The organism is Pseudomonas sp. AL10, from assembly GCF_029960685.1.
GTDB classification, from domain to species: domain Bacteria; phylum Pseudomonadota; class Gammaproteobacteria; order Pseudomonadales; family Pseudomonadaceae; genus Aquipseudomonas; species Aquipseudomonas lactis.
In genome coordinates, this window is sequence record NZ_JASBQZ010000035.1 from 39,201 (window position 1) to 58,319 (window position 19,119).

Below are 19,119 nucleotides of genomic sequence, written 5' to 3' on the forward strand. Positions count from 1 at the left end.
TCTCAGTGCCGTGCTAGCCCAATTTTGGCGGGCCGGTCGGCGCGTGCCTTTCGAATGTCGGAAGCCGCCTTGCAGCCTTTTAACGACTCCACAGGAATTTGCAGCAATGAAAAAAATCGCACTGGCCGTTGCCTTGTTGATGGCTAACAGCGTTGTCGCTCTACCGGCGTTCGCGGCGGACGGCACTATCACCCTGACCGGTGAGATCACTGGCACCACCTGCAGCATCAGTGGCGGGGCAGGCGCTGCGCCTGGCGCCGGGCCGGACTTTGCCATTGCGCTGCACAAGGTCCAGGCCAGCGCACTCAAGGCTGCCGGGCAGACGGCGGGGGTAAAGCCGTTCTTTATCCAAGTCGGCAGTTGCCCGAAGGATACGGTGGTCGCGGTGTTATTCGAGAGCAGCAGCCCGGCCATCAACCCGGCGACCGGTAACCTGGTCAATCAGGCGCCAGCCACACCCGAACCGGCAAAGTTCGTGGAAGTACAGATTGTAGACGGCGTCACCAACCAGCCCCTGGATCTGCGGCTGGGCCTGACTTCGAGTACCTCGACAGTGCCTGACGGCGGCGCGGTGACGCTGCCATTTGCAGCTCAGTACTTCGCCACGGGGGCAGCGACCGCCGGCCCGATCAGCACGCAAGTGCTGTATTCCGTGACATTCCCCTGATCAAGGCCAGTGGGCCTGGCGACCTGCCAGGCCCTGCCTTGAAGGAAGGACGCATGCTTTTTCGCACATTACTGGCGAGCCTTACCTTTGCTGTCATCGCCGGCTTACCGTCCACGGCCCACGCGGGAGTGGTGATCGATGGCACACGGCACATCTACCCCCAGCAGCGCCGTGAAATCACCCTGCGCCTGAGCAACGACGATAAACGGGCACCGCGCCTGGTCCAGGTGTGGCTGGATCAAGGCGATGCCACTCCAGATCCCTCCCATAGCGACGTGCCGTTCAGCCTCTCGCCCCCAGTGTTTCGCCTGGATCCAGGGAGAAGCCAGGGTGTGCGGCTGGTCTACACCCAGGATCCGTTGCCGCCAGATCGAGAGTCCTTGTTCTGGCTTAATGCCTTGGAGGTCCCCCCGAAAATCAGTGCGGCCGAACTCGGTGAACAAGCCCCTGAAGGGAATCATCTGCAGTTTGCTTTTCGTATCCGCACCAAAGTGTTTTTTCGCCCCCGTCATTTGCCTGGCAGTGCAGACCAGGCCCCCGCGCAACTGCGCTGGAGTCTGAGGCGCACCGAGCGCGCAGCCGTACTGCGCGTACACAACCCTACGGCCTTTCACGTGACCTTCAACGAGGTGGCACTGGCGCTGGGCCCTCGGCCTGACGCCCACCTGATACCGGTACAAGAAGGCATGGTGCCGCCAGGTGCCAGCCTTGAACTGCCTGTACGCGGCACCCTGCCGACGATCCCCGCTGACGCCCAGGTGCATTTCAAATACATCAATGATTACGGCGCATTCTCCGCGCCGCAGCGAGCCCCCCTGAAGTTTTGATTATGTCTGTTTACCTGCCATTTACGGGGCATCCCGTGTTTGCCTGGCTGTTGTGCAACTCGCGGCTGATGGTGTCGCTGGGTGTGTTCACGACCTTATGCCTGCCGGCCGAAGCCGCGGCGCTATTGTTTGATATCGAGGCGTTTACCACCGGCTTGTCCACGGCGGTGGATATTTCGCGTTTCAATACGGGCAATGCATTGGCGCCTGGCGTCTATCGTGTGGATGTATTCCTCAATGGGCAATCCGCGGGGCGCCGTGAAATCAGCTTTGTCTCGCGTGATGACAAGGACAACGTCCAGCCTTGCGTGAGCGCCCTGGAACTTGCCCAACTCGGAGTCGTGCTGCCACCTGACGAACGCAGCGCCGACACGCAGTGCCGTGAATTTACCCAATGGATCCCCCTGGCCAGCAGCCAGCTCGACATTGAGACCCTGACGCTCGACGTCAATATCCCGCAGGCTTACCTCAGCCGAGCCGCGCGCGGTTACGTTGACCCGGCCCGTTGGGACAAGGGGCTCGACGTTGCGCTGCTCAATTACACCTTCAGCGCCGCAGCGGTGACTTCGGGGGCGGGGGAAGGTCGGGGTTACCTGGGCCTCAACGGCGGCGTCAACCTCGGCGACTGGCGCCTGCGCCACCAAGGCGGCCAGGCCTGGACTTCCCGTGGCGGTCTGTTGCCTTATCAACACACCGCCACGTACCTGCAACGGCCCTTGTCGGCCTGGCGTTCGCAACTGACCCTTGGCGACAGCTTCAGTAACGGCCAGGTCCTCGACGGCGTGCGGGTGCGGGGGATTACCCTGTCGACCGATGACCGCATGCTGGTGCCGTCGCAACAAGGCTATGCACCGCAGATACACGGCATCGCCGACAGCAACGCCACGGTAACGGTGCGCCAGAACGGCTACACGATCTACGAAACCCAGGTTGCCCCGGGGCCTTTTGTCATCGACGACCTCTATCCCACGGGCTACGGTGGTGACCTTAATGTCAGCGTCACCGAGGTGGACGGGCGCCGCACCACCTTTGTCGTGCCGTATTCCGTGGCCCCACAATTATTGCGCCAGGGCGCCACTCACTACAGCACCACGTTGGGCCAAGTGCAGCAACGCGGGGTCAGCAAGACCAGCCCCATGGTGTTTCAGGGCACCTTGCAGCATGGCCTTACCGATGGCTTGAGCCTGTACGGCGGCAGCGCGGTCTCCCGGGGATACTTGCAGGGCAAGGCCGGGCTGGCGATGAGTACGCCCATCGGCGCGTTTGCCCTGGACACCACGCACTCGCGCACCCGCGTTGAGGGCAACGGGGTGGTTGGCGGACACAGTTGGGGCCTGGCCTACAACAAAAACCTGCCATTTTCCGGAACCCATTTTGCGCTGGGCGCCTACCGCTTCTCCACGGCCGGCTATCTGAGCCTGCCGGATGCTTTGAATGTGCAGGAGCTGGCCCGCCAGCATGGGAACATCGAGGGCTATGCCCGCCAGAAAAGCCGTCTCGACCTGACGATCAGCCAGCACCTGGGGGAAGGCACCTTGAGCCTGTACGGCAGTTCTGTTGACTACTGGGCGAGCCGGCAAGGTCGCCAGACATCCTTCACCCTCAGCTATGGATCACGCTGGAAGCAGCTCAACTGGAACATTTCGGCGCAGCGCTCAAGGGTCAGCGACGCCGACCCACCCAGCGATCGTGACCACAGTGACGCGATCTTTTTCGGCCGCGCGTTGCAACCCGGTCGCGTCGATAATCGTCTGGCGCTGACCCTGTCGATGCCGCTGGGCCAGGGCACGTCGGCGCCGACCCTGAGCAGCGCTTTGTCGCGCGACACCGGCGAATCAAAGGGCAGTCAACAGCAAGTGGGCATCAATGGCTTGCTCGGCGAGGCGTCAGAGGGGCACTACGGCCTGGCCGGCAGCCAGGGCACGGGGAGCCAGGCAGGTTCCAGCCTAAATGCCTACGCCGGGTATCGCAGCAGCACGGCCAACCTGCGCGCAGGTTACGGCCAGAGTGGCAACAACGCACAAGTGTCCATGGGCGCCGACGGCGGGCTGATTGCCCATGGCGGTGGCGTGACCCTCTCGCAAAGCCTCGGTGAAGCGTCGGCACTGGTGTATGCACCGGATGCCCAGGGCGCGCAGATCGGTGGGGGTGTACGCATCGACTCACACGGCTATGGCGTGTTGCCGAGCTTGCGGGCCTACCATCCCAATGACGTGGATATCGACCCCGAAGGCATGCCCATGGATGTGGAGCTCAAGGAATCGAATCACTCGGTGGTACCGACAGGGGGCGCAGTGTCGCTGGTCAAGTTCGAGACCGTCAGTGGCCGTGCGGTGGTGATCAAGGCGACCCATCGCAACGGTCAGCCGCTGCCTTTTGCCGCTCAGGTGTTCGACGAGCAGGGCAGGGAAGTCGGGGTGATTGGGCAAGCCGGCAAGGCGTTTGTGCGCGGCGTGGCCGACCAGGGCACGCTGACCGTGCGTTGGACCGAGGCGGCAAGTGACCGCTGCTATATCCCATACCGTCTGCCACCGCGGCCACCGGGGCACCGCCAGGAAAATGCCGACCAACTGGTCAGCCGGTGCCACGCTAACACCGCCAACAATGAGGTCAGCAGCCGATGATCAGCCCCGGTACGCAACGTTTGGCAGGGCTTGTAATGGTGACCTGCATCGCCCTCGCCAGCGCGCCCCATGCCCAGGCCAAGGCGACGTGTACGCCCGCGCCGCCGACGGTGCTGTCGGTGCCGCGCATTACGGTGCCCGCCAATCCTGTGGTCGGCCAGGCCCTGGGCAACCCGGGTGGCTACCCCGTCGAGGTAGCGCACGGGTTGAGGTGCACATATCCGCCCAACCTTATTGTTCGCTATTGGTCGTCCACGCGGATTGCACGGGAGATTCCCTGGACAGGACGTAACTTCTTCCACTCAGGGGTCGTCATGCCGGTTCATCTGACCGGCGTGCAAGGCGTCGGGTTTGCGTTTATGGCGCGGGACCGTGACGTGGGGCCGATGCAAACCGTAACCACCGGAGTCACGGTGCTGCGCGGACCGATCCATCCCGGTTTGCCTACGTGGGGCTTGCGCGGCCGCTTGTTCTTCGTGGTAACCGGCCCGATCCAGGGCGGCACCATTACGCCGCGTACCTTCGCGGGCTTGTACCTGTACACCAGCGACACGCACCACGCGTTCAACTTCGGCAGTGTCGAAGTCGGCCCGCCGAGTAAACCCACCTGCACGGTCTCGACGCCCTCCGTGGCGATCCCGCTGGGGGCGGTGGAGAGCAGGGCGTTCAAGGGCATTGGCAGCGTGGCCGGCAATGCCACCCGCACCATCACCTTGCAATGCGCTGGTGGCGGGGGCGCTGAGAGCGATGTGCTGTTGACCTTGACCGACCAGGCCCAACCGGCCAATCGCAGTGACCAACTGACATTGACCGCCAACTCCACCGCCAAGGGCGTGGCGCTGCAACTGCTGTTTGGCAACCACCTGATCAGCTACGGCGCCGACGCCGTCGCTATCGGCACGCCGAATCAATGGTTGGCAGGCAGCACCGGCAACGGCACCTTCCAGATTCCCTTGACCGCGCGCTACATACAAACCGGCGCCACCGTCCGCCCGGGCACGGCCAACGGGCTGGCGACCTTTACTTTGGCCTATCGGTAGTCGGCGTGATGATCCGAGTCTTATTGACCTGCGTGTCCGGTCTGGCACTGGCGGCATCTATGGCGATGGTGCAAGCGGAAATCGTCATTGATCGCACCCGGCTTATTTACCCGGCCGCGGCACGGGTGGTAACCCTCACCCTGCGCAACGAGGCGGACAGCCCACGGCTGGTACAGGTATGGATCGATGAAGGCGACCCCCAGATGGCGCCGGAATTGAGTGACGTACCCTTTACTGTCACACCACCGATTCTGCGAATGGACCCCGGCAAGGCTCAAGCGTTGCGGGTGATTTATCACCCGGTACCCAGAAAAGCCATGACCGATCCTCAGGAAGTGGTGTATTGGCTGAATGTGCTAGGGATACGGCCTACTGACGCGGCAAGCCATCAACTGCAACTGGCGTTTCGCACGCGCATCAAACTGTTCCTGCGCCCCAATGCGTTGCCTGGCAGGGCGGAAGATGCCGTGGCGGCGCTGCAATGGCAACTGGCAGACGACCGCCCGGTGCTGCGGGTGCGCAACCCGAGTGCCTTTCATGTGACCTTTTCCAGCGTGGCACTCAACCTTGAGGGCGTCGAATACCGCCATGAAAACCCACCGATGCTGGCACCGCGCTCAACGGCCGAGTTGATCATGCCGGGTTGGGTTGTACCGTGGCGAGGTACGCCGACGCTGCGCTTCACCACATTGGATGACTATGGCGCGACGCATGAGAGCACGCAGCGCATAGGCCGGTAACTAAGTAGGCGAGGGGTACAGCCCTTGTGCCAGCGCGATGAATGCCAGGGCAGCCGGGGAAGACTGACGCCGATCCAGCATCACAGAACCGATATGCATGCCGATGTTACTGGGCGGCGCAATCATCCTGCTGGGTATCTACCTGTGCAACAAACCCCTTGCGCCGGGCAGGGCAATGGGGATTTGATAAGAGTACGGACAAACCTGGTTACGCTGTGTAGAATCAGTTTACGCATACAAGAATATGGACTTGCGCTCACGCAAGCCTCGGCCGTCAGAGACTGATGACACCATGAAGCTACTTGGCTCCCCCCTCATCTTTGGTGACTTCCTCGCCCGCAGCGTGCGAGGCCTCTCTTGTGCGCCACCCTCCAGCCTCATCCTTGCTCGCAACTAATCAATTGCTACCTACAAGAATGATGAGGCACCGAACATGACCGACCAACTCGCAAACCCAATGGGCCTGATGGGCTTTGAATTCATCGAATTTGCCGCGCCCACCCCAGGCACCCTGGAGCCGATCTTCGAGATCATGGGCTTCACCAAAGTGGCGACCCATCGCTCCAAGAACGTGCACCTGTATCGCCAGGGCGAGATCAACCTGATCCTCAACAACGAACCCGACAGCCTCGCTTCCTATTTCGCGGCCGAGCACGGCCCGTCGGTGTGCGGCATGGCGTTCCGCGTCAAGGACTCGCAACAGGCCTACAAACGTGCCCTGGAGCTGGGGGCCCAGCCGATCCACATCGACACCGGCCCGATGGAATTGAACCTGCCGGCAATCAAAGGCATTGGCGGTTCGCCGTTGTACCTGATTGACCGTTTCGGCGAAGGCAACTCGATCTACGACATCGACTTCGTGTACCTCGAAGGCGTTGATCGCAACCCGGTAGGCGCGGGCCTCAAGGTCATCGACCACCTGACCCACAACGTCTATCGCGGGCGCATGATTTATTGGGCCAACTTCTACGAGAAGCTATTCAACTTCCGCGAAGCGCGGTACTTCGATATCAAGGGCGAATACACCGGCCTGACCTCCAAGGCCATGAGCGCGCCGGATGGCAAGATCCGTATTCCCTTGAACGAAGAGTCGTCCAAGGGCGCCGGGCAGATCGAAGAGTTCCTGATGCAATTCAACGGCGAGGGCATCCAGCACGTCGCGTTCCTCACCGACGACCTGATCCAGACCTGGGACGCGCTGAAGAAGATCGGCATGCGCTTCATGACCGCGCCGCCCGACACTTACTACGAAATGCTTGAAGGCCGCCTGCCGAACCACGGTGAGCCGGTGGACCAGTTGCAATCGCGCGGCATTCTGCTGGATGGCTCGTCGGTTGCCGGTGACAAGCGTCTACTGCTGCAGATCTTCTCGGAAACCCTGATGGGCCCAGTGTTCTTCGAATTCATCCAGCGCAAAGGCGACGATGGGTTTGGCGAGGGCAACTTCAAGGCGCTGTTCGAGTCGATCGAACGTGACCAGGTGCGTCGTGGTGTCTTGACCGCCGACTGATTGACTGGATAACGAAAAAGCCCGGTTTTTACCGGGCTTTTTCGTGTGCGTTGCGTTCTGTCGCAATTGAACGGCGGTGAAATAGGAACAGATGTTTCTTCACATATCACATAGAGGGCAGGACGCAGGAAAAGCCTGCGTCTGAACCATGAAGAGGCTCTCTTATGAATGTAAATTCTCCTACCCCTCAACACCCGATCGGCCCATCTATATCAACGGAGCAGGCTGGGCCTGTGCGCAATGTTCGTTCAACCGGCCATGCAGACCCGGTCGATCAGGCGCGTAAAAAGTTTCTCGATGACGGTGAAACCGAATACTTGGGCGGCACATTCAGCGCCGAGGGGTATCAACTGACGAAGGCAGCTGTGTCACCCAACAAACCGGGAAGTCCAAAGGTACAGGTTTCGACATTTGCCGTTGATGGCGCTCAGTCCAACGACATGATGGTGATCAAGCGGGTGCCGCCTACGGAAGAGGGGCCTAATCTCGTCCTGTATATGCCGGAGGATGACGTGACCTCGTTTCATGAGTTCAAAAATGAAGAGGAGATGACTGCCTGGCTCAAGGATGTAGCCAACGACCCGGCCGAGCGCAAGCGATTTACCCAGCATTTTTCCAGTGATAAAGCGCCGAAGCAGGAGGATCGGGTTAACAAGAAGTTCGGCGAGTTCGCTGATGGCGACATCAATGCAGTAGTGGGCAGCTTTGGCGACGAGAAGGGTGATATTTTCGAACGGTTGAACAAAGATGCTTCGGTGCCGCCCGCTCCGGTCGACGGGCTGGTGCGAACCAAGCTCTATAAACTTGAACCAGATGGCAAGGCGTTTTATGTCGGGCACCGGGCAGATGGGGAAGCCATAGTCTATAGCTACGACGCTTATGGAAATTTACAAGGCGCGGGGAAAAAAAAGGACGACAAGGAGTTCAGATATTATTTCGTTCAAAACGGGTTGACCGAAAATAAACCGCTTGAACCCATGACCGAAAAGGAGTTCGGCAAAAAAATAGCCCGTACCGCCCTGGACAATGTGGGTGCCAATAATCTAAACGGTCTTTACGACGAATTCCTGAAGCAACTCAGAAGCCCTGGGCATGGCCTTGCCACCGCGCTGAAAGCGCTGGGTGTTCCTGACGATGTGGCCCACTCCATCGAAACCATCGTGAAAGACCCCGTTAAAGGAACGTTGCTTGAATTGAACCGCGACAATCGTATCGGCAAGCTGTTTGGAGTCGATCAGGCCGAGATGGATGCCCATCTGGAAAGCACAGGCAGCCAAATCCAAAGCAACATTCCCTATTACGGTGCGTGGCGAGACGGGTTGGAAAATACAGCCAACGTCATTGAACAAGTCGCCGGCACACCTGAAGTGCCGACGACCGAAGTCAGGACCTGACTCAATCGACAGAGGGGTAGGGAAACCCCGCAACCGACATTCACGCTAAGCCGCCCATCAAGCCCGGCGCTGACGCACCAAGTGCTTGAACCCCTCATACACCAGCACCATCACCGCCAGCCAGATCGGGATATAGGTCAGCCATTGCCCACCCTCGATGCCTTCACCCAATAGCAACGCCACCGCCAGCAACAGCACCGGCTCCACGTAGCTCAGCAGCCCGAACAGGCTGAACGCCAGCAAGCGACTGGCAATGATATAGCTCACCAGCGCCGAGGCACTGATAAGGCCCAGCATGGGAATCAATGCATAGAGCTTTGGGTGCCCATCCAGCACGGCAAAGCCTTGTTCGCCGCTTTGTACAAACCACCAGGCCACCGGCAGCATCAACGCCATATCCAGCCACAGCCCACCCAGATGGTCGGTGCTCAGGTACTTACGCACCACGAAGTACACCGGGTAGCCGATGATCACCACCAGTGTTGCCCAGGAAAAACCTCCGGCCTGATACAGCTCGTTCAACACGCCAAGCGCCGCCAACACCACGGCGATCTGTTGCAGCCGTGACAGACGCTCGCCGTAGACCAGGCGCCCGGTGAGCACCATGGTCAACGGCAGCAGGAAATACCCCACCGACACGTCCAGGCTGCGCCCATTGAGCGGCGCCCACATGAACAGCCACAACTGCACGCCGAGCAGGGCAGAAGACACCAGCACGCCGCCAATCAGCCGTGGCTTAGCCGCCAGCCTGCGCAGCAGTTCCCACACCCTGCGCCACTCACCGCTGACAATCATGAACACCGTCATGCAGGGCACGGTGAGCAACATGCGCCAGCCGAAAATTTCCAGGCCACTCAGGGGGGTAAGCAGCGATGTGAAGTAATACATCACCGCAAACAACACCGAGGCCAAAACCGATAACACCACACCTTTAGACACGCTGTCCTCGCGAAAGCCGATTATTTCGTCGGCAGTCTACAGGCGTGCCAATCGACCGGATACAAAATGCCCGACATCGTTGAACCCCGGCGAGGACGAATGCCCCGGCGTGACCAACGAATCAATGAACGCCTCGTCTTCGGCGCTGATCTGCACCGCCAGCGCCCCGGTGTAGGCGTCCCACTGCGCCTCGGTCCGTGGCCCGACGATCGCCGAGCTCACCGCCGCATTGTTCAGCACCCAGGCGATTGCGAACTCGACGATCCCTACGCCACGCCCTTGGGTGTATTGCTGGATCTGCTGGGCAATGCGCAGTGATTCAACCCGCCACTCGGTTTCCAGGATGCGCTTGTCCTGGCGCGCGGCACGGCTGCCGGGTTCAGGCGTGACGTCCGGTGCGTACTTACCGCTGAGCACCCCTCGGGCCAGCGGGCTGTAAGGCACCACGCCCAGCCCATAAGCCGCTGCAGCGGTGATCTGTTCCACCTCGGCCTGGCGATTGACGATGTTGTACAACGGTTGGCTGATGATGGGTTTATCAACCCCCAGGCGTTCAGCCACGCGAATCACTTCAGCGATGCGCCAACCCCGGTAATTGGACAGGCCCCAATAGCGAACCTTGCCTTCGCGGATCAAGTCACCGATGGCGGACACGGTGACCTCCAACGGCGTGTCGTGGTCTTCGCGGTGCAGGTAGTAGATGTCCAGGTACTCGGTGTCCAGCCGTGCCAGGCTGGCGTCCAGCGCAGTGAACATACGCTTGCGGCTCAAACCGCTGCGGTTGGGCACGCCATCGGCAGGGCCGAAGCCGACTTTGGAGGCCACCACCCAATCGTGGCGGTTGCGTGCAATCGCCTCACCGACGATTTCCTCGGAGCGCCCGCCTGTGTACACGTCAGCGGTGTCGATGAAATTGATGCCCTGGTCCCAGGCCTTGTCGATGATGCGCAGCGAATCTTCGGTGCTGGTCTGTTCGCCAAACATCATGGTGCCGAGGGTCAGAGCGCTGACCTTCAACCCGGAGTGGCCCAATGTGCGGTAAATCATGCAAAGCTCCTCATGGCAGGCAAAATGTAAGTGATGCAATACCAGACCCGAGCGCTCTGGAACAAGCCCTGGACGCATTTCTTCATTTGCGTAGCAAAGTCACGCAGCGCGCCTGTAAAAAACGGTGCAGCACTTTCACGCGTTCCGACACTTGCAGGCGGTGGGGGCACATCAGGTTGAACGGCGTGGGTTCGCCTTGCCACTCGGGTAGCAGGGGCACCAGCCGTCCGGCCTGAATATCACGGGCCACGTCCAGGTTAGCTTTATAAGCAATGCCATGCCCCGCCAACGCCCAGCGGCGGACAATCTCGCCGTCATCGCTGAGGTAGTCACCGCTCACCTCGACTTCTTGAAGCAACGCCCCCTGGCGGAAATACCAGGTGCTATTGGCCTGGCCCCGGCGCATATAGCGCAGCGTGCTGTGGTGGGCCAAGTCTTCGGGCTCAAGCGGTGTGCCGTGGCGCGCCAGGTACTCAGGGCTGGCGCAGGCAATGCGATGGTGATCGGGTACCACCGGCAGGGCCACGAGGCTGGAGTCCCTCGGCACGCCAAAGCGCAAGGCAATGTCGACGGTGTCGCGAAACAAGTCGGCATTGCTGTCGTTGAGCAACAGTTGCAAGCGGATATCAGGGTGCTCCAGCTTGAACTCGTCCAGCCAGCCCAGCAGCACATTGCGGCCAAAGTCCGAGGGCGCGGCCAACTGCAATAAACCACTGAGGCTCTGGCCCTGTTGCTTGATGGCGTGCTCGCCTTCCGACAGCGCCTCCAGCGCCACCCGCACACTGTCCAGGTAACGCCGGCCTTCTTCAGTCAGGCGCATGCTGCGGGTGGAGCGGGCGAGCAGGCGGATGCCGAGGCGCGTTTCCAGGCGCTTGAGGGCAATACTGGCCGCCGCTGGCGTGAGGCCCAGGCCTCGGGCGGCGGCCGTCAGGCTGCCGGTGTCGGCGCTGCGCACGAAGACTTCAAGGTCGAGAATCGAGCTCATTGATAAAAATCCTTTAAAGATCTTGTCGTTTTACCCGGATTTTTCATCGATTACCAAGCTGGGAAGATGAACGCTCACTTTCTGACCCAGGTAGTTTTTCTCATGACTTCTTCCCTCAGCGGTAAAACCGTCATCGTCATTGGTGGCAGCAGTGGCATCGGCGCGGCAGTGGCCCAGGCAGCCTTGGCACGCGGCGCGCACGTGGTCGTGGCCGGGCGCCGCTTGGCGTCAAGCTCCGCCAACGGCCTGCGCAGTGAGCCGGTGGACGTCACTGACAGCGCCTCCTTGCAGCGGCTGTTCGAGACCGTAGGGCGCTTTGACCATCTGGTCTACACCTCGGGCCCTTCGGTGCAGGCCAAACCCTTGAGTGAAACCAACCTGGATGAAGCTCAGGACAACTTCGATGTGAAGCTCTGGGGCTCACTACGTGCCATTCAGCAGGCACTGCCCTTTTTGCATGAACAGGGCAGCATCAGCCTGACCTCGGGCCAACTGGGGCGCAAGTTGGCGGCAGGGCAGTTCATCAAGACGGGCATTAACGCCGCGACCGAGGCATTGGGCAAACAGTTGGCCAAGGAACTGGCACCGCGTCGGGTCAATGTCATCAGCCCCGGGGTAATTGACACGCCGGCCTATGCAGGGCTTGGAGAAGAGCAGCGTATGGCGATGTTTGCCAAGGCGGGCGGCGCATTGCCGGTTGGGCGGGTGGGGCAGGCTCAGGAGGTGGCGGCGGGGTATGTGTTGGCAATGGAAAATGGCTTCTTGACTGGCAGCATCATCGACATTGATGGCGGGGGACTGCTGTAAACGCCCCGCCCGCAAGGTGATTGGCTCAGTGACGGACTCTGGTCAGTCGAAACGTACCTTCGACAGTAAACTCAGGTCCGTCATTTTTTCGAAAGGAGCAGGAAAACTCCCCCGAGCCATGATCGTCGGTGACTTCTTCGTTCAGTTTCAGCGTACCCGCATGGGCTGTCACCCCACCGTACGTGTCTAGGCGCATAAACTGAACCCGGACATTGTTGTTGCCGGCCAAAACATGGGTCAGTCCTTTCGTGTCCTTATTGATCACGATGGATAGAATATTTCGAGTTCGCGATAGGTCGTCATCGTAATGGTCGCCGATAAACATTCGGTGATCAGGGCGGTGGCCGCCGAAATCTGAGCTATCAATTCTGAATTCGGTTGCGACAAACTTTGGATCCGGTAATGGGCCACCCTGGAACACCGCTTTCAGTTCGCCCGTTGCCGGGTATTGTGCAGTCAGGCCAGTTGAAAGGCCTCTCAGTTCCGCCGTGCCGTCAACCAGCTCTATTTTTTGGCTGCCAAATTCGGCGCTCGCCCCAAAAGAGGCCTTTAGATTCGTACCGTCGAATGACACCTCTATTTTCCCTGCAGTGGCGGCATAGGTTGGATTTCCCTGGTTTTCATACGTAGAGAAATGAAGCCTGGTTGCGCCTTCTGCAAACGAGTAGGTGTGTTTACTTCCGTCCGTAGGTAAATCGGAAGGAAGCAAAATATCGATACCTAGAAAATCACTCGGTACGTCCGATAAGCGCTGGGTCGCAGCCAAATGCCATAACCCACTCGTCTCACGGTATAGCTCCATCTTGTCGGCGTCGCCGATGAAAACGACGTTATGTTGGCCTGTCACCGTAACGTTAAAAGTACCTTCAGTAGCTGCTGTTTTGCCTTTCATTTCGATAGCCCTCCAAGCGTGACTGAGCCCTCAGCCTAGGCGCACGGATAAGGTTTGGATACTGTTAGAAATTACAGGCTAGAAAACGTTTATTGATTACTAGAGTCGCTAGGAGCACCTCTCTTACTGATGGTGCAAACTTCTATAGGACTCTGTTATAAGAGAATCATTTTTTATACCTGTCAAAGTTGACAGTGTCGCCCGAGCCAGCAGGGTACTAACATTCCCACAAACTCTTTTATCAACTTATTTATTGGCGAGGCTGGTTAACATGAAACAGTCACTGCATGTCCCTATTTTACCGTTGTCGAAAGGCACTTTCACCGCCACATTGAACGGCTACTTGGCGCTTGATTATGTTGGCGATCCCACCCAAGAACTACGTCTGGATCAAGATGTGTGGACACTCATCAGTTACGGGCGCCCCTCAACCGGCGGTAGTTTGATTGTGTTCACCGTCAACGTCCCTAGCAACTTGTGTGACGACGGAAAACCTCAAACCTTCTTGATAGGCAGCCATAACACCGTCATTTCGCTCTATACGCAGCAGCTTAATTTCGTTGCCCAGACGGGGGAGATCACGGTATCGCTTAAAGATAACCGGATGGCGGCAACGTTCAATTTCAAAGCACAAGCAATCGGTACCTCTCATGAAATCGAGGTCTCCAGTGGCACGTTTGAGGTCAGCAACGGGACTGGCTTTATCAACGCGGACTTTAGGGGTGAAGCGCGTCCGTATCCGACATTTGAAGCAACAACGGTCGAGATAAATCATCTGGACCTGTTTCCGCTGCCCAAGGATGCCGATTCTATAAAAGGGCGCATTCATAACTATGACCCCATTCCGACTCAAGACGATCTTTTGTCTATTGTGGTTAACAAGGGAACGCCGCCAGGCACCTATCAGTTGGGGGGTGACGATCCGGCGGTAATAGTGTTGTTCACGCAGTTCGTAAAACGTGCCTTGTTAGAGGCACGCAGTGGTCAGGTGGTTTTAGAGCATGTACCTGAAACGGGGTATGCCAAGGGGAACTTCGAGTGCGAATTCAACGATGAACTCAATAAGTTTTCCGCTGTTGGCTCCTTCGATGTCCATCATTCGTAGTCGGCTATGCCTGCGTGCTTGACCCTTTAGGCGCCCATCCTTGGTTATCAGGATGAGCGCCTTGCCGATTGCGGGCGAGGGCAAGCCTTATGACCGCAAAATAGTCCTCATGCTTTCAACGTACGCGTCATCCGCAACGCCAGCACACTCCCACCCACAATCACCGCCGCCAGCAGGTACAACGCCATATCCGTGGACCCGGTGGCATCCTTCACAAAACCCACGATATACGGGCTGAGAAAACCCGCCATCTGGCCCATGGAGTTGATCAACGCCAAGCCACCCGCCGCCGCGCCCGCGCTGAGCATCGCGGTGGGCACCGGCCAGAACATCGGCAGGCCGGTCAGGGCGCCCATGGTGGCGATGGTCAGGCCGAGAATGGCGATAGCGGGCGTAGTGGCGAAGTTAACGGCGATCACCAGGCCAATGGCGCCCATCAACATCGGTACCACCAAATGCCAGCGGCGCTCCTTGCGCAAATCGGCGGAGCGGCCCACCAGCAGCATGAACACCGCTGCCAACAGATACGGGATCGCGCTGAGCCAGCCAATCACCAGGTTGTCGCTGAAGCCCATGTTCTTGATGATCGACGGCAGCCAGAAGTTGATCGCATACACGCCACTCTGGATGCAGAAGTAGATCAGGCCGAATGCCCAGATCGCCGGGTTCTTGAACACTTCGGCCAGGGAGTCGCTGGTGGTTTTCGGCTTGTTCGCCAGGTCAGTGGCCTGGTCGGCTTCCAGCACCGCGCGCTCATGGGGCTTGAGCCATTTGGCATTGGCGAAGCTGTCACTGAGCAGGAAGTAGGCGAGGGCGCCGAGGATTACGGTGGGGATGCCTTGCAGCAAGAACATCCACTGCCAGCCTGCCAGGCCACCTTGGCCGGCAGCGAAGTGATTGAGAATCCAGCCGGAAAACGGGCTGCCGAGCAAACCTGAAACCGGGATCGCCGACATGAACAGCGCCATGATCCGCCCACGGCGGAAGGTCGGAAACCACTGCGAAAGGTACAACACCACACCGGGGAAGAAGCCGGCTTCAGCGGCACCGGTGAGCAGGCGCAGGGTGTAGAAATGCGTGGGCGTGGTTACAAACAGCAGGCATGTGGAGAGCGTACCCCACACGATCATCATCAACGCGATCCAGCGCCGCGGGCCAAACCGGGTCAGCGCCAGGTTGCTCGGTACGCCGCACAGCACATAGCCGATAAAGAAAATCCCGGCCCCGAGGCCGTACACGGTTTCACTGAATTTCAATGCATCGAGCATCTGCAACTTGGCAAAGCCAACATTTACCCGGTCAAGGTAATTGAACAGATAGCAGATAAAGATGAAGGGGATCAGGCGCAGGGTAACGCGCTTGTAGATGGCGTTTTTATCGTCATCGCTGGCCAGTGCGGCAGTGGCGCTCTGTGACATGGGATTCTCTCTTTATTATGATTTTTCGCGGTGCGAGGGTAACGTTGACCGCCCCAACAGTCTCGATGACGTGATGGGCAACTGTCTTTGTGCTGGCGCACAGTCAAGCCATCTTTGCGCTGTGCCGGTGAACAACCTTTTTCAGGAAATTAGCCCCATGTTCGAGCTGGATCATGCCCTGGCGCAGGAGATTGTCGATCGCACCATGGCGATCCTGCCGTATAACGTCAATGTCATGGACAGCCAGGGCTTGATCCTGGGCAGCGGCGAGCCGGAGCGTATCAACACACGCCATGAAGGCGCGCAATTGGTGTTGGCCAATGGGCGTGTGGTGGAAATCGACGGGCAGACCGCCAAGCATCTCAAGGGTGTGCTACCAGGCATTAACCTGCCGCTGCTGCATGATCAACGCCTGATCGGCGTGCTGGGTATCACCGGCGAGCCGGATGGGCTGCGCACCTATGCCGAACTGGTGCGCATGACGGCTGAAATGCTGGTCAGCCAACGCCACCAGCAAGCCGAGCAACAATGGCGGCGCCAGCGTTGCGATGATCTGCTGGCCCTGCTGTTGGCCGACAGCGGCGACTCCCCACGTTTGGTGGACGAAGCCCAGCAACTGGGGCTCAAGCCACAACTGGCGCGCACGCCGTACCTGTTTGAACTGGGCCCCGGCCAAACGGCGGAGGCTTTGAGCGCCTGGCTCGCCAGCCGTTACCCGGACAGTTGGTGCGTCAGTTCTGCGCAGTTTTCCTTGCTGTGGTGCCGACCCGCCGCGGTGCAGGTCGATAATCCCCGCTTGTTGGAAAAGCTCGACGGCCTGGGCTGGAACGTCCTGCGCGTGGCCATCGGCGGGCAAGCGGAAGGTTTGGCGGGGCTGCGCCGCTGTTACCGCCGGGTCGGTGATCTGCTCGCTTATGGCCGCGATATCCTGCCGCAATCACGGCTGTTGACCCTCAACCGTTATCGCCTGCCGGTGATGCTGTGGCGTCATCGCAACGACGACGCCCTGGACGAACTGCTCAACCCGTTGCGCAAAGTGTTGGCCAAGGACAGCAACGGGCAACTGCTCGCCACGTTGCGCAGTTGGTGTGAACACGACGGGCAAAGCCAGGCGTGTGCCGACGCCTTGGGCATTCACCGCAACAGCCTGCGCTACCGCATGGAGCGAATCGCTGAACTCAGCGGCGTGGACCCGCTGACGCTCGATGGGATGCTTGCCTTGTACCTGGGCGTCCAATTGCTGCCCCAGAGCGAACGCTAAAATTCGCACGATGTTATTAGCTGTTCTCCCTGTCACGGCTTACGTTTTTCCAAGCTGGCAATGAACTCATCGAGGATGCGCTTGCTTTCGGCAGCTTCTTCGGCACTGGGCCCGCGAATGTTGGCCCAGGGGTCCGGCTTGTGCGCGACCGAGCCGTAGCGGATGCGTACGGATTTGAGGATTGCGTCCCACACGGCCATGGCTTCGTAGTCGGTGAGGGAAGGGTTGACGGGTTCTGGTGACGCGGGTCGTTGCCAGAGAGGCAGTTCGTAGCCTTTGTTGGCGAATTGGGGAAGGGTCCAGCGCACTAGGTCTTCGGGTTCGTTGGGATCAACTGGCTCTCCTTTCATGCCACCCGCCGACAAACGGATGCTCATGCCAGGCCGAGCCAGCGAAGGATTGTCCCGGTAGTTTTCGCTCACAAAGAGTATTTGACGGTGAGTGTCATCGCTGAAGCCGATCAGGGACTCTTCGGCTTGCATGCCGGCCAACGTAATTTTCCTTGCCCGCAAATTTTCGTAATCCCCTGCGAGAAAAATTTGCCCGTCTTTGGGAGTGCGCACGTGCAAGCGTTCTTCATCATCAGGCGACAAAGCGTTGATATAGATACTCAGCGAGACATCTGAGGCTGGTGGGCTAAAGTCGAAACTAGCGATCTCCTGATCGTGATGACTGCGAATGACAATGGAGTCCAGTGCAAAGCCTGCGCCTGCGGTTTCAGGGGTGACTTTGAAGATCTCTTTTGAAAGTTTTAACAGACGATCTTCAACAGGGGCGGTATTACCATTGAAGGAGTCAGCGCGGAGCATGACGTAAACGTCACCAATCAACAGATGGGACTCATGCACGAACCAGTCTGCAATTTCAACGCTCTCGTAGTACTGCAATAACCTATGTTGTGCCGTTACGACTTTCGCCGATACCAGCATCGACACATCGGAATGATTGTAGTTTTTTACGGAAGCAATCCGACTCGCTCGCTCGTACACAGCCGCATCAAACCGCTCTCGCGTCACTCCCTCTCCTAACACCCGCACTTCAACGGATGCATGATCGGCCCCCAGCCCGTAGTACAACTTCACATCCCCGCCCCCCGTCCAGCTGGCGGGCAAATCTATCAGCCCACGGCCCAGCGCCCAGGTGCGCATGTTGCTGGTCAATTCGTGCACGGTTTGTTTCTCCTGTTCACTGGGTTGTTTGAAGGTGGCGCACCCTGCAACCGATCCAAGCAGCAGGCATGTAAAAAATACGGTCAGCCTGCGCATAGAGGCCTCTTGGCTTTCGCCGCAATCTTGATCAGGGAGTAGAGGGTGAATTGCTGAGTGAGCGGGTTGGCGTAGGACGCTTCATGATCGAACCCTGGGGCTTGCACTTGCTGGCGGACAGAACCCTGGCGGATCTGCCTGATCGGCGCGCGGCCGGAGCTCACCGGTACGGTGCCGTCGCCAGCGCCGTCCTGCATACGGCAATGCAGTTCCCAATAGCTGGTCTGTACGGTCTTTACTGGCGCATTGGGGTCACCGCGTGGGGGCATTACACTTTCGGCTTGCCCGCCTACGTACAGGGGGCTTCGCCCGTCGTCACGCACCTCGGGCATTTGCAAGCTGGACACCGTGAAGGCGTCGGGGCTTGATGCATAGGGGCCGTTGAGGCGAGACCCTCGGCGCATCTCCCAGGTGATGGTTTCGAAGCTGGGATATTTATCGTCGTTGCCATAGTAAACATAGGTTTGAGGGTGGTATGACCCTGCAATGCGTTGATGGAAGCTGCTCGCTTTCTTTATGTTTATCGCAAATGTCTCCCAAGTGATCGGATCCCCATCCTTCGGTGCCAACCACTCTTCACGCAACAATCCCCACCAGC

Annotated in this window: 16 protein-coding genes and 1 pseudogene; 10 read left to right on the forward strand and 7 right to left on the reverse strand. The window is 59.1% G+C overall.

From position 1 onward, the window contains the following. The first annotated feature begins 106 nt into the window (after positions 1-106). From QK296_RS23425 to QK296_RS23455, 7 genes are all read left to right on the forward strand, one after another. Entirely contained in the window at positions 107-667 is a 561-nt protein-coding gene (locus QK296_RS23425) for a fimbrial protein (protein WP_003191294.1), read from the forward strand. 53 nt (positions 668-720) lie between these two features. After that, positions 721-1,494 (forward strand): fimbria/pilus periplasmic chaperone, encoded by a 774-nt coding sequence (locus QK296_RS23430; protein ID WP_120248076.1) that lies wholly within the window; start codon positions 721-723, stop codon positions 1,492-1,494. A gap of 2 nt (positions 1,495-1,496) precedes the next feature. Next, entirely contained in the window at positions 1,497-4,118 is a 2,622-nt protein-coding gene (locus tag QK296_RS23435) for a fimbria/pilus outer membrane usher protein (RefSeq protein WP_282391346.1), read from the forward strand. Continuing rightward, positions 4,115-5,158: a fimbrial protein gene (locus QK296_RS23440; RefSeq protein ID WP_282391348.1), complete on the forward strand. Its 1,044-nt coding sequence runs from the start codon at positions 4,115-4,117 to the stop codon at positions 5,156-5,158. Before QK296_RS23435 ends, QK296_RS23440 begins: the two co-directional genes overlap by 4 nt. 8 nt (positions 5,159-5,166) lie before the next feature. Beyond that, entirely contained in the window at positions 5,167-5,898 is a 732-nt protein-coding gene (locus QK296_RS23445) for a molecular chaperone (protein WP_282391350.1), read from the forward strand. 433 nt (positions 5,899-6,331) lie between these two features. Then, on the forward strand, positions 6,332-7,408 hold the full coding sequence (gene hppD / locus QK296_RS23450; protein WP_003191286.1) for a 4-hydroxyphenylpyruvate dioxygenase: 1,077 nt from the start codon (positions 6,332-6,334) through the stop codon (positions 7,406-7,408). A gap of 164 nt (positions 7,409-7,572) precedes the next feature. Next, positions 7,573-8,802, forward strand: a complete 1,230-nt coding sequence (locus QK296_RS23455) for a DUF6543 domain-containing protein (RefSeq protein WP_282391353.1) — start codon at positions 7,573-7,575, stop codon at positions 8,800-8,802. A 57-nt stretch (positions 8,803-8,859) separates the two neighbouring features. Here the strand turns inward: QK296_RS23455 and rarD are convergent, their stop codons facing one another. From rarD to QK296_RS23470, 3 genes are all read right to left on the reverse strand, one after another. Continuing rightward, positions 8,860-9,741 (reverse strand): EamA family transporter RarD, encoded by an 882-nt coding sequence (gene rarD / locus QK296_RS23460; protein ID WP_282391355.1) that lies wholly within the window; start codon positions 9,739-9,741, stop codon positions 8,860-8,862. A 36-nt stretch (positions 9,742-9,777) separates the two neighbouring features. Next, positions 9,778-10,788, reverse strand: a complete 1,011-nt coding sequence (locus QK296_RS23465; protein ID WP_282391357.1) for an aldo/keto reductase — start codon at positions 10,786-10,788, stop codon at positions 9,778-9,780. Between the two features lie 82 nt (positions 10,789-10,870). Beyond that, positions 10,871-11,773 (reverse strand): LysR family transcriptional regulator, encoded by a 903-nt coding sequence (locus tag QK296_RS23470; RefSeq protein WP_282391359.1) that lies wholly within the window; start codon positions 11,771-11,773, stop codon positions 10,871-10,873. A 102-nt stretch (positions 11,774-11,875) separates the two neighbouring features. Between QK296_RS23470 and QK296_RS23475 the strand changes: the two genes are divergently transcribed. Then, positions 11,876-12,580 carry an SDR family oxidoreductase gene (locus tag QK296_RS23475; protein ID WP_282391361.1) on the forward strand — a complete coding sequence of 235 codons (705 nt, stop codon included), beginning with the start codon at positions 11,876-11,878 and terminating at the stop codon, positions 12,578-12,580. Between the two features lie 25 nt (positions 12,581-12,605). Here the strand turns inward: QK296_RS23475 and QK296_RS23480 are convergent, their stop codons facing one another. Next, positions 12,606-13,472 carry a hypothetical protein gene (locus QK296_RS23480; RefSeq protein ID WP_034135025.1) on the reverse strand — a complete coding sequence of 289 codons (867 nt, stop codon included), beginning with the start codon at positions 13,470-13,472 and terminating at the stop codon, positions 12,606-12,608. 271 nt (positions 13,473-13,743) lie between these two features. Between QK296_RS23480 and QK296_RS23485 the strand changes: the two genes are divergently transcribed. After that, positions 13,744-14,577 carry a hypothetical protein gene (locus QK296_RS23485; RefSeq protein WP_034135024.1) on the forward strand — a complete coding sequence of 278 codons (834 nt, stop codon included), beginning with the start codon at positions 13,744-13,746 and terminating at the stop codon, positions 14,575-14,577. A 107-nt stretch (positions 14,578-14,684) separates the two neighbouring features. Here QK296_RS23485 and QK296_RS23490 read toward each other — a convergent pair whose 3' ends face one another. Beyond that, on the reverse strand, positions 14,685-15,995 hold the full coding sequence (locus QK296_RS23490; RefSeq protein ID WP_057711319.1) for an MFS transporter: 1,311 nt from the start codon (positions 15,993-15,995) through the stop codon (positions 14,685-14,687). Positions 15,996-16,152: 157 nt separating this feature from the next. Between QK296_RS23490 and QK296_RS23495 the strand changes: the two genes are divergently transcribed. Continuing rightward, positions 16,153-17,256: a sugar diacid recognition domain-containing protein gene (locus tag QK296_RS23495; RefSeq protein WP_057711317.1), complete on the forward strand. Its 1,104-nt coding sequence runs from the start codon at positions 16,153-16,155 to the stop codon at positions 17,254-17,256. 32 nt (positions 17,257-17,288) lie between these two features. Here QK296_RS23495 and QK296_RS23500 read toward each other — a convergent pair whose 3' ends face one another. Both QK296_RS23500 and QK296_RS23505 read right to left on the reverse strand, forming a co-directional pair. Then, positions 17,289-18,521, reverse strand: a complete 1,233-nt coding sequence (locus QK296_RS23500) for a T6SS immunity protein Tli4 family protein (RefSeq protein ID WP_282391368.1) — start codon at positions 18,519-18,521, stop codon at positions 17,289-17,291. After that, positions 18,509-19,119 (reverse strand): annotated as a pseudogene (locus tag QK296_RS23505) (alpha/beta hydrolase); the annotation flags it as partial. The gene QK296_RS23500 and the pseudogene QK296_RS23505, both read right to left, overlap by 13 nt.

Excerpts from the sequence above, each read along its gene's own strand:
- QK296_RS23485 (WP_034135024.1), top strand. The coding sequence starts at position 13,744 with ATGAAACAGTCACTGCATGTCCCTATTTTACCGTTGTCGAAAGGCACT.
- QK296_RS23425 (WP_003191294.1), top strand. The coding sequence starts at position 107 with ATGAAAAAAATCGCACTGGCCGTTGCCTTGTTGATGGCTAACAGCGTT.
- QK296_RS23465 (WP_282391357.1), bottom strand. The coding sequence starts at position 10,788 with ATGATTTACCGCACATTGGGCCACTCCGGGTTGAAGGTCAGCGCTCTG.
- QK296_RS23430 (WP_120248076.1), top strand. The coding sequence starts at position 721 with ATGCTTTTTCGCACATTACTGGCGAGCCTTACCTTTGCTGTCATCGCC.
- QK296_RS23445 (WP_282391350.1), top strand. The coding sequence starts at position 5,167 with ATGATCCGAGTCTTATTGACCTGCGTGTCCGGTCTGGCACTGGCGGCA.
- QK296_RS23500 (WP_282391368.1), bottom strand. The coding sequence starts at position 18,521 with ATGCGCAGGCTGACCGTATTTTTTACATGCCTGCTGCTTGGATCGGTT.
- QK296_RS23440 (WP_282391348.1), top strand. The coding sequence starts at position 4,115 with ATGATCAGCCCCGGTACGCAACGTTTGGCAGGGCTTGTAATGGTGACC.
- QK296_RS23470 (WP_282391359.1), bottom strand. The coding sequence starts at position 11,773 with ATGAGCTCGATTCTCGACCTTGAAGTCTTCGTGCGCAGCGCCGACACC.
- QK296_RS23480 (WP_034135025.1), bottom strand. The coding sequence starts at position 13,472 with ATGAAAGGCAAAACAGCAGCTACTGAAGGTACTTTTAACGTTACGGTG.
- QK296_RS23475 (WP_282391361.1), top strand. The coding sequence starts at position 11,876 with ATGACTTCTTCCCTCAGCGGTAAAACCGTCATCGTCATTGGTGGCAGC.
- hppD (WP_003191286.1), top strand. The coding sequence starts at position 6,332 with ATGACCGACCAACTCGCAAACCCAATGGGCCTGATGGGCTTTGAATTC.
- QK296_RS23435 (WP_282391346.1), top strand. The coding sequence starts at position 1,497 with ATGTCTGTTTACCTGCCATTTACGGGGCATCCCGTGTTTGCCTGGCTG.
- QK296_RS23455 (WP_282391353.1), top strand. The coding sequence starts at position 7,573 with ATGAATGTAAATTCTCCTACCCCTCAACACCCGATCGGCCCATCTATA.
- QK296_RS23495 (WP_057711317.1), top strand. The coding sequence starts at position 16,153 with ATGTTCGAGCTGGATCATGCCCTGGCGCAGGAGATTGTCGATCGCACC.
- QK296_RS23490 (WP_057711319.1), bottom strand. The coding sequence starts at position 15,995 with ATGTCACAGAGCGCCACTGCCGCACTGGCCAGCGATGACGATAAAAAC.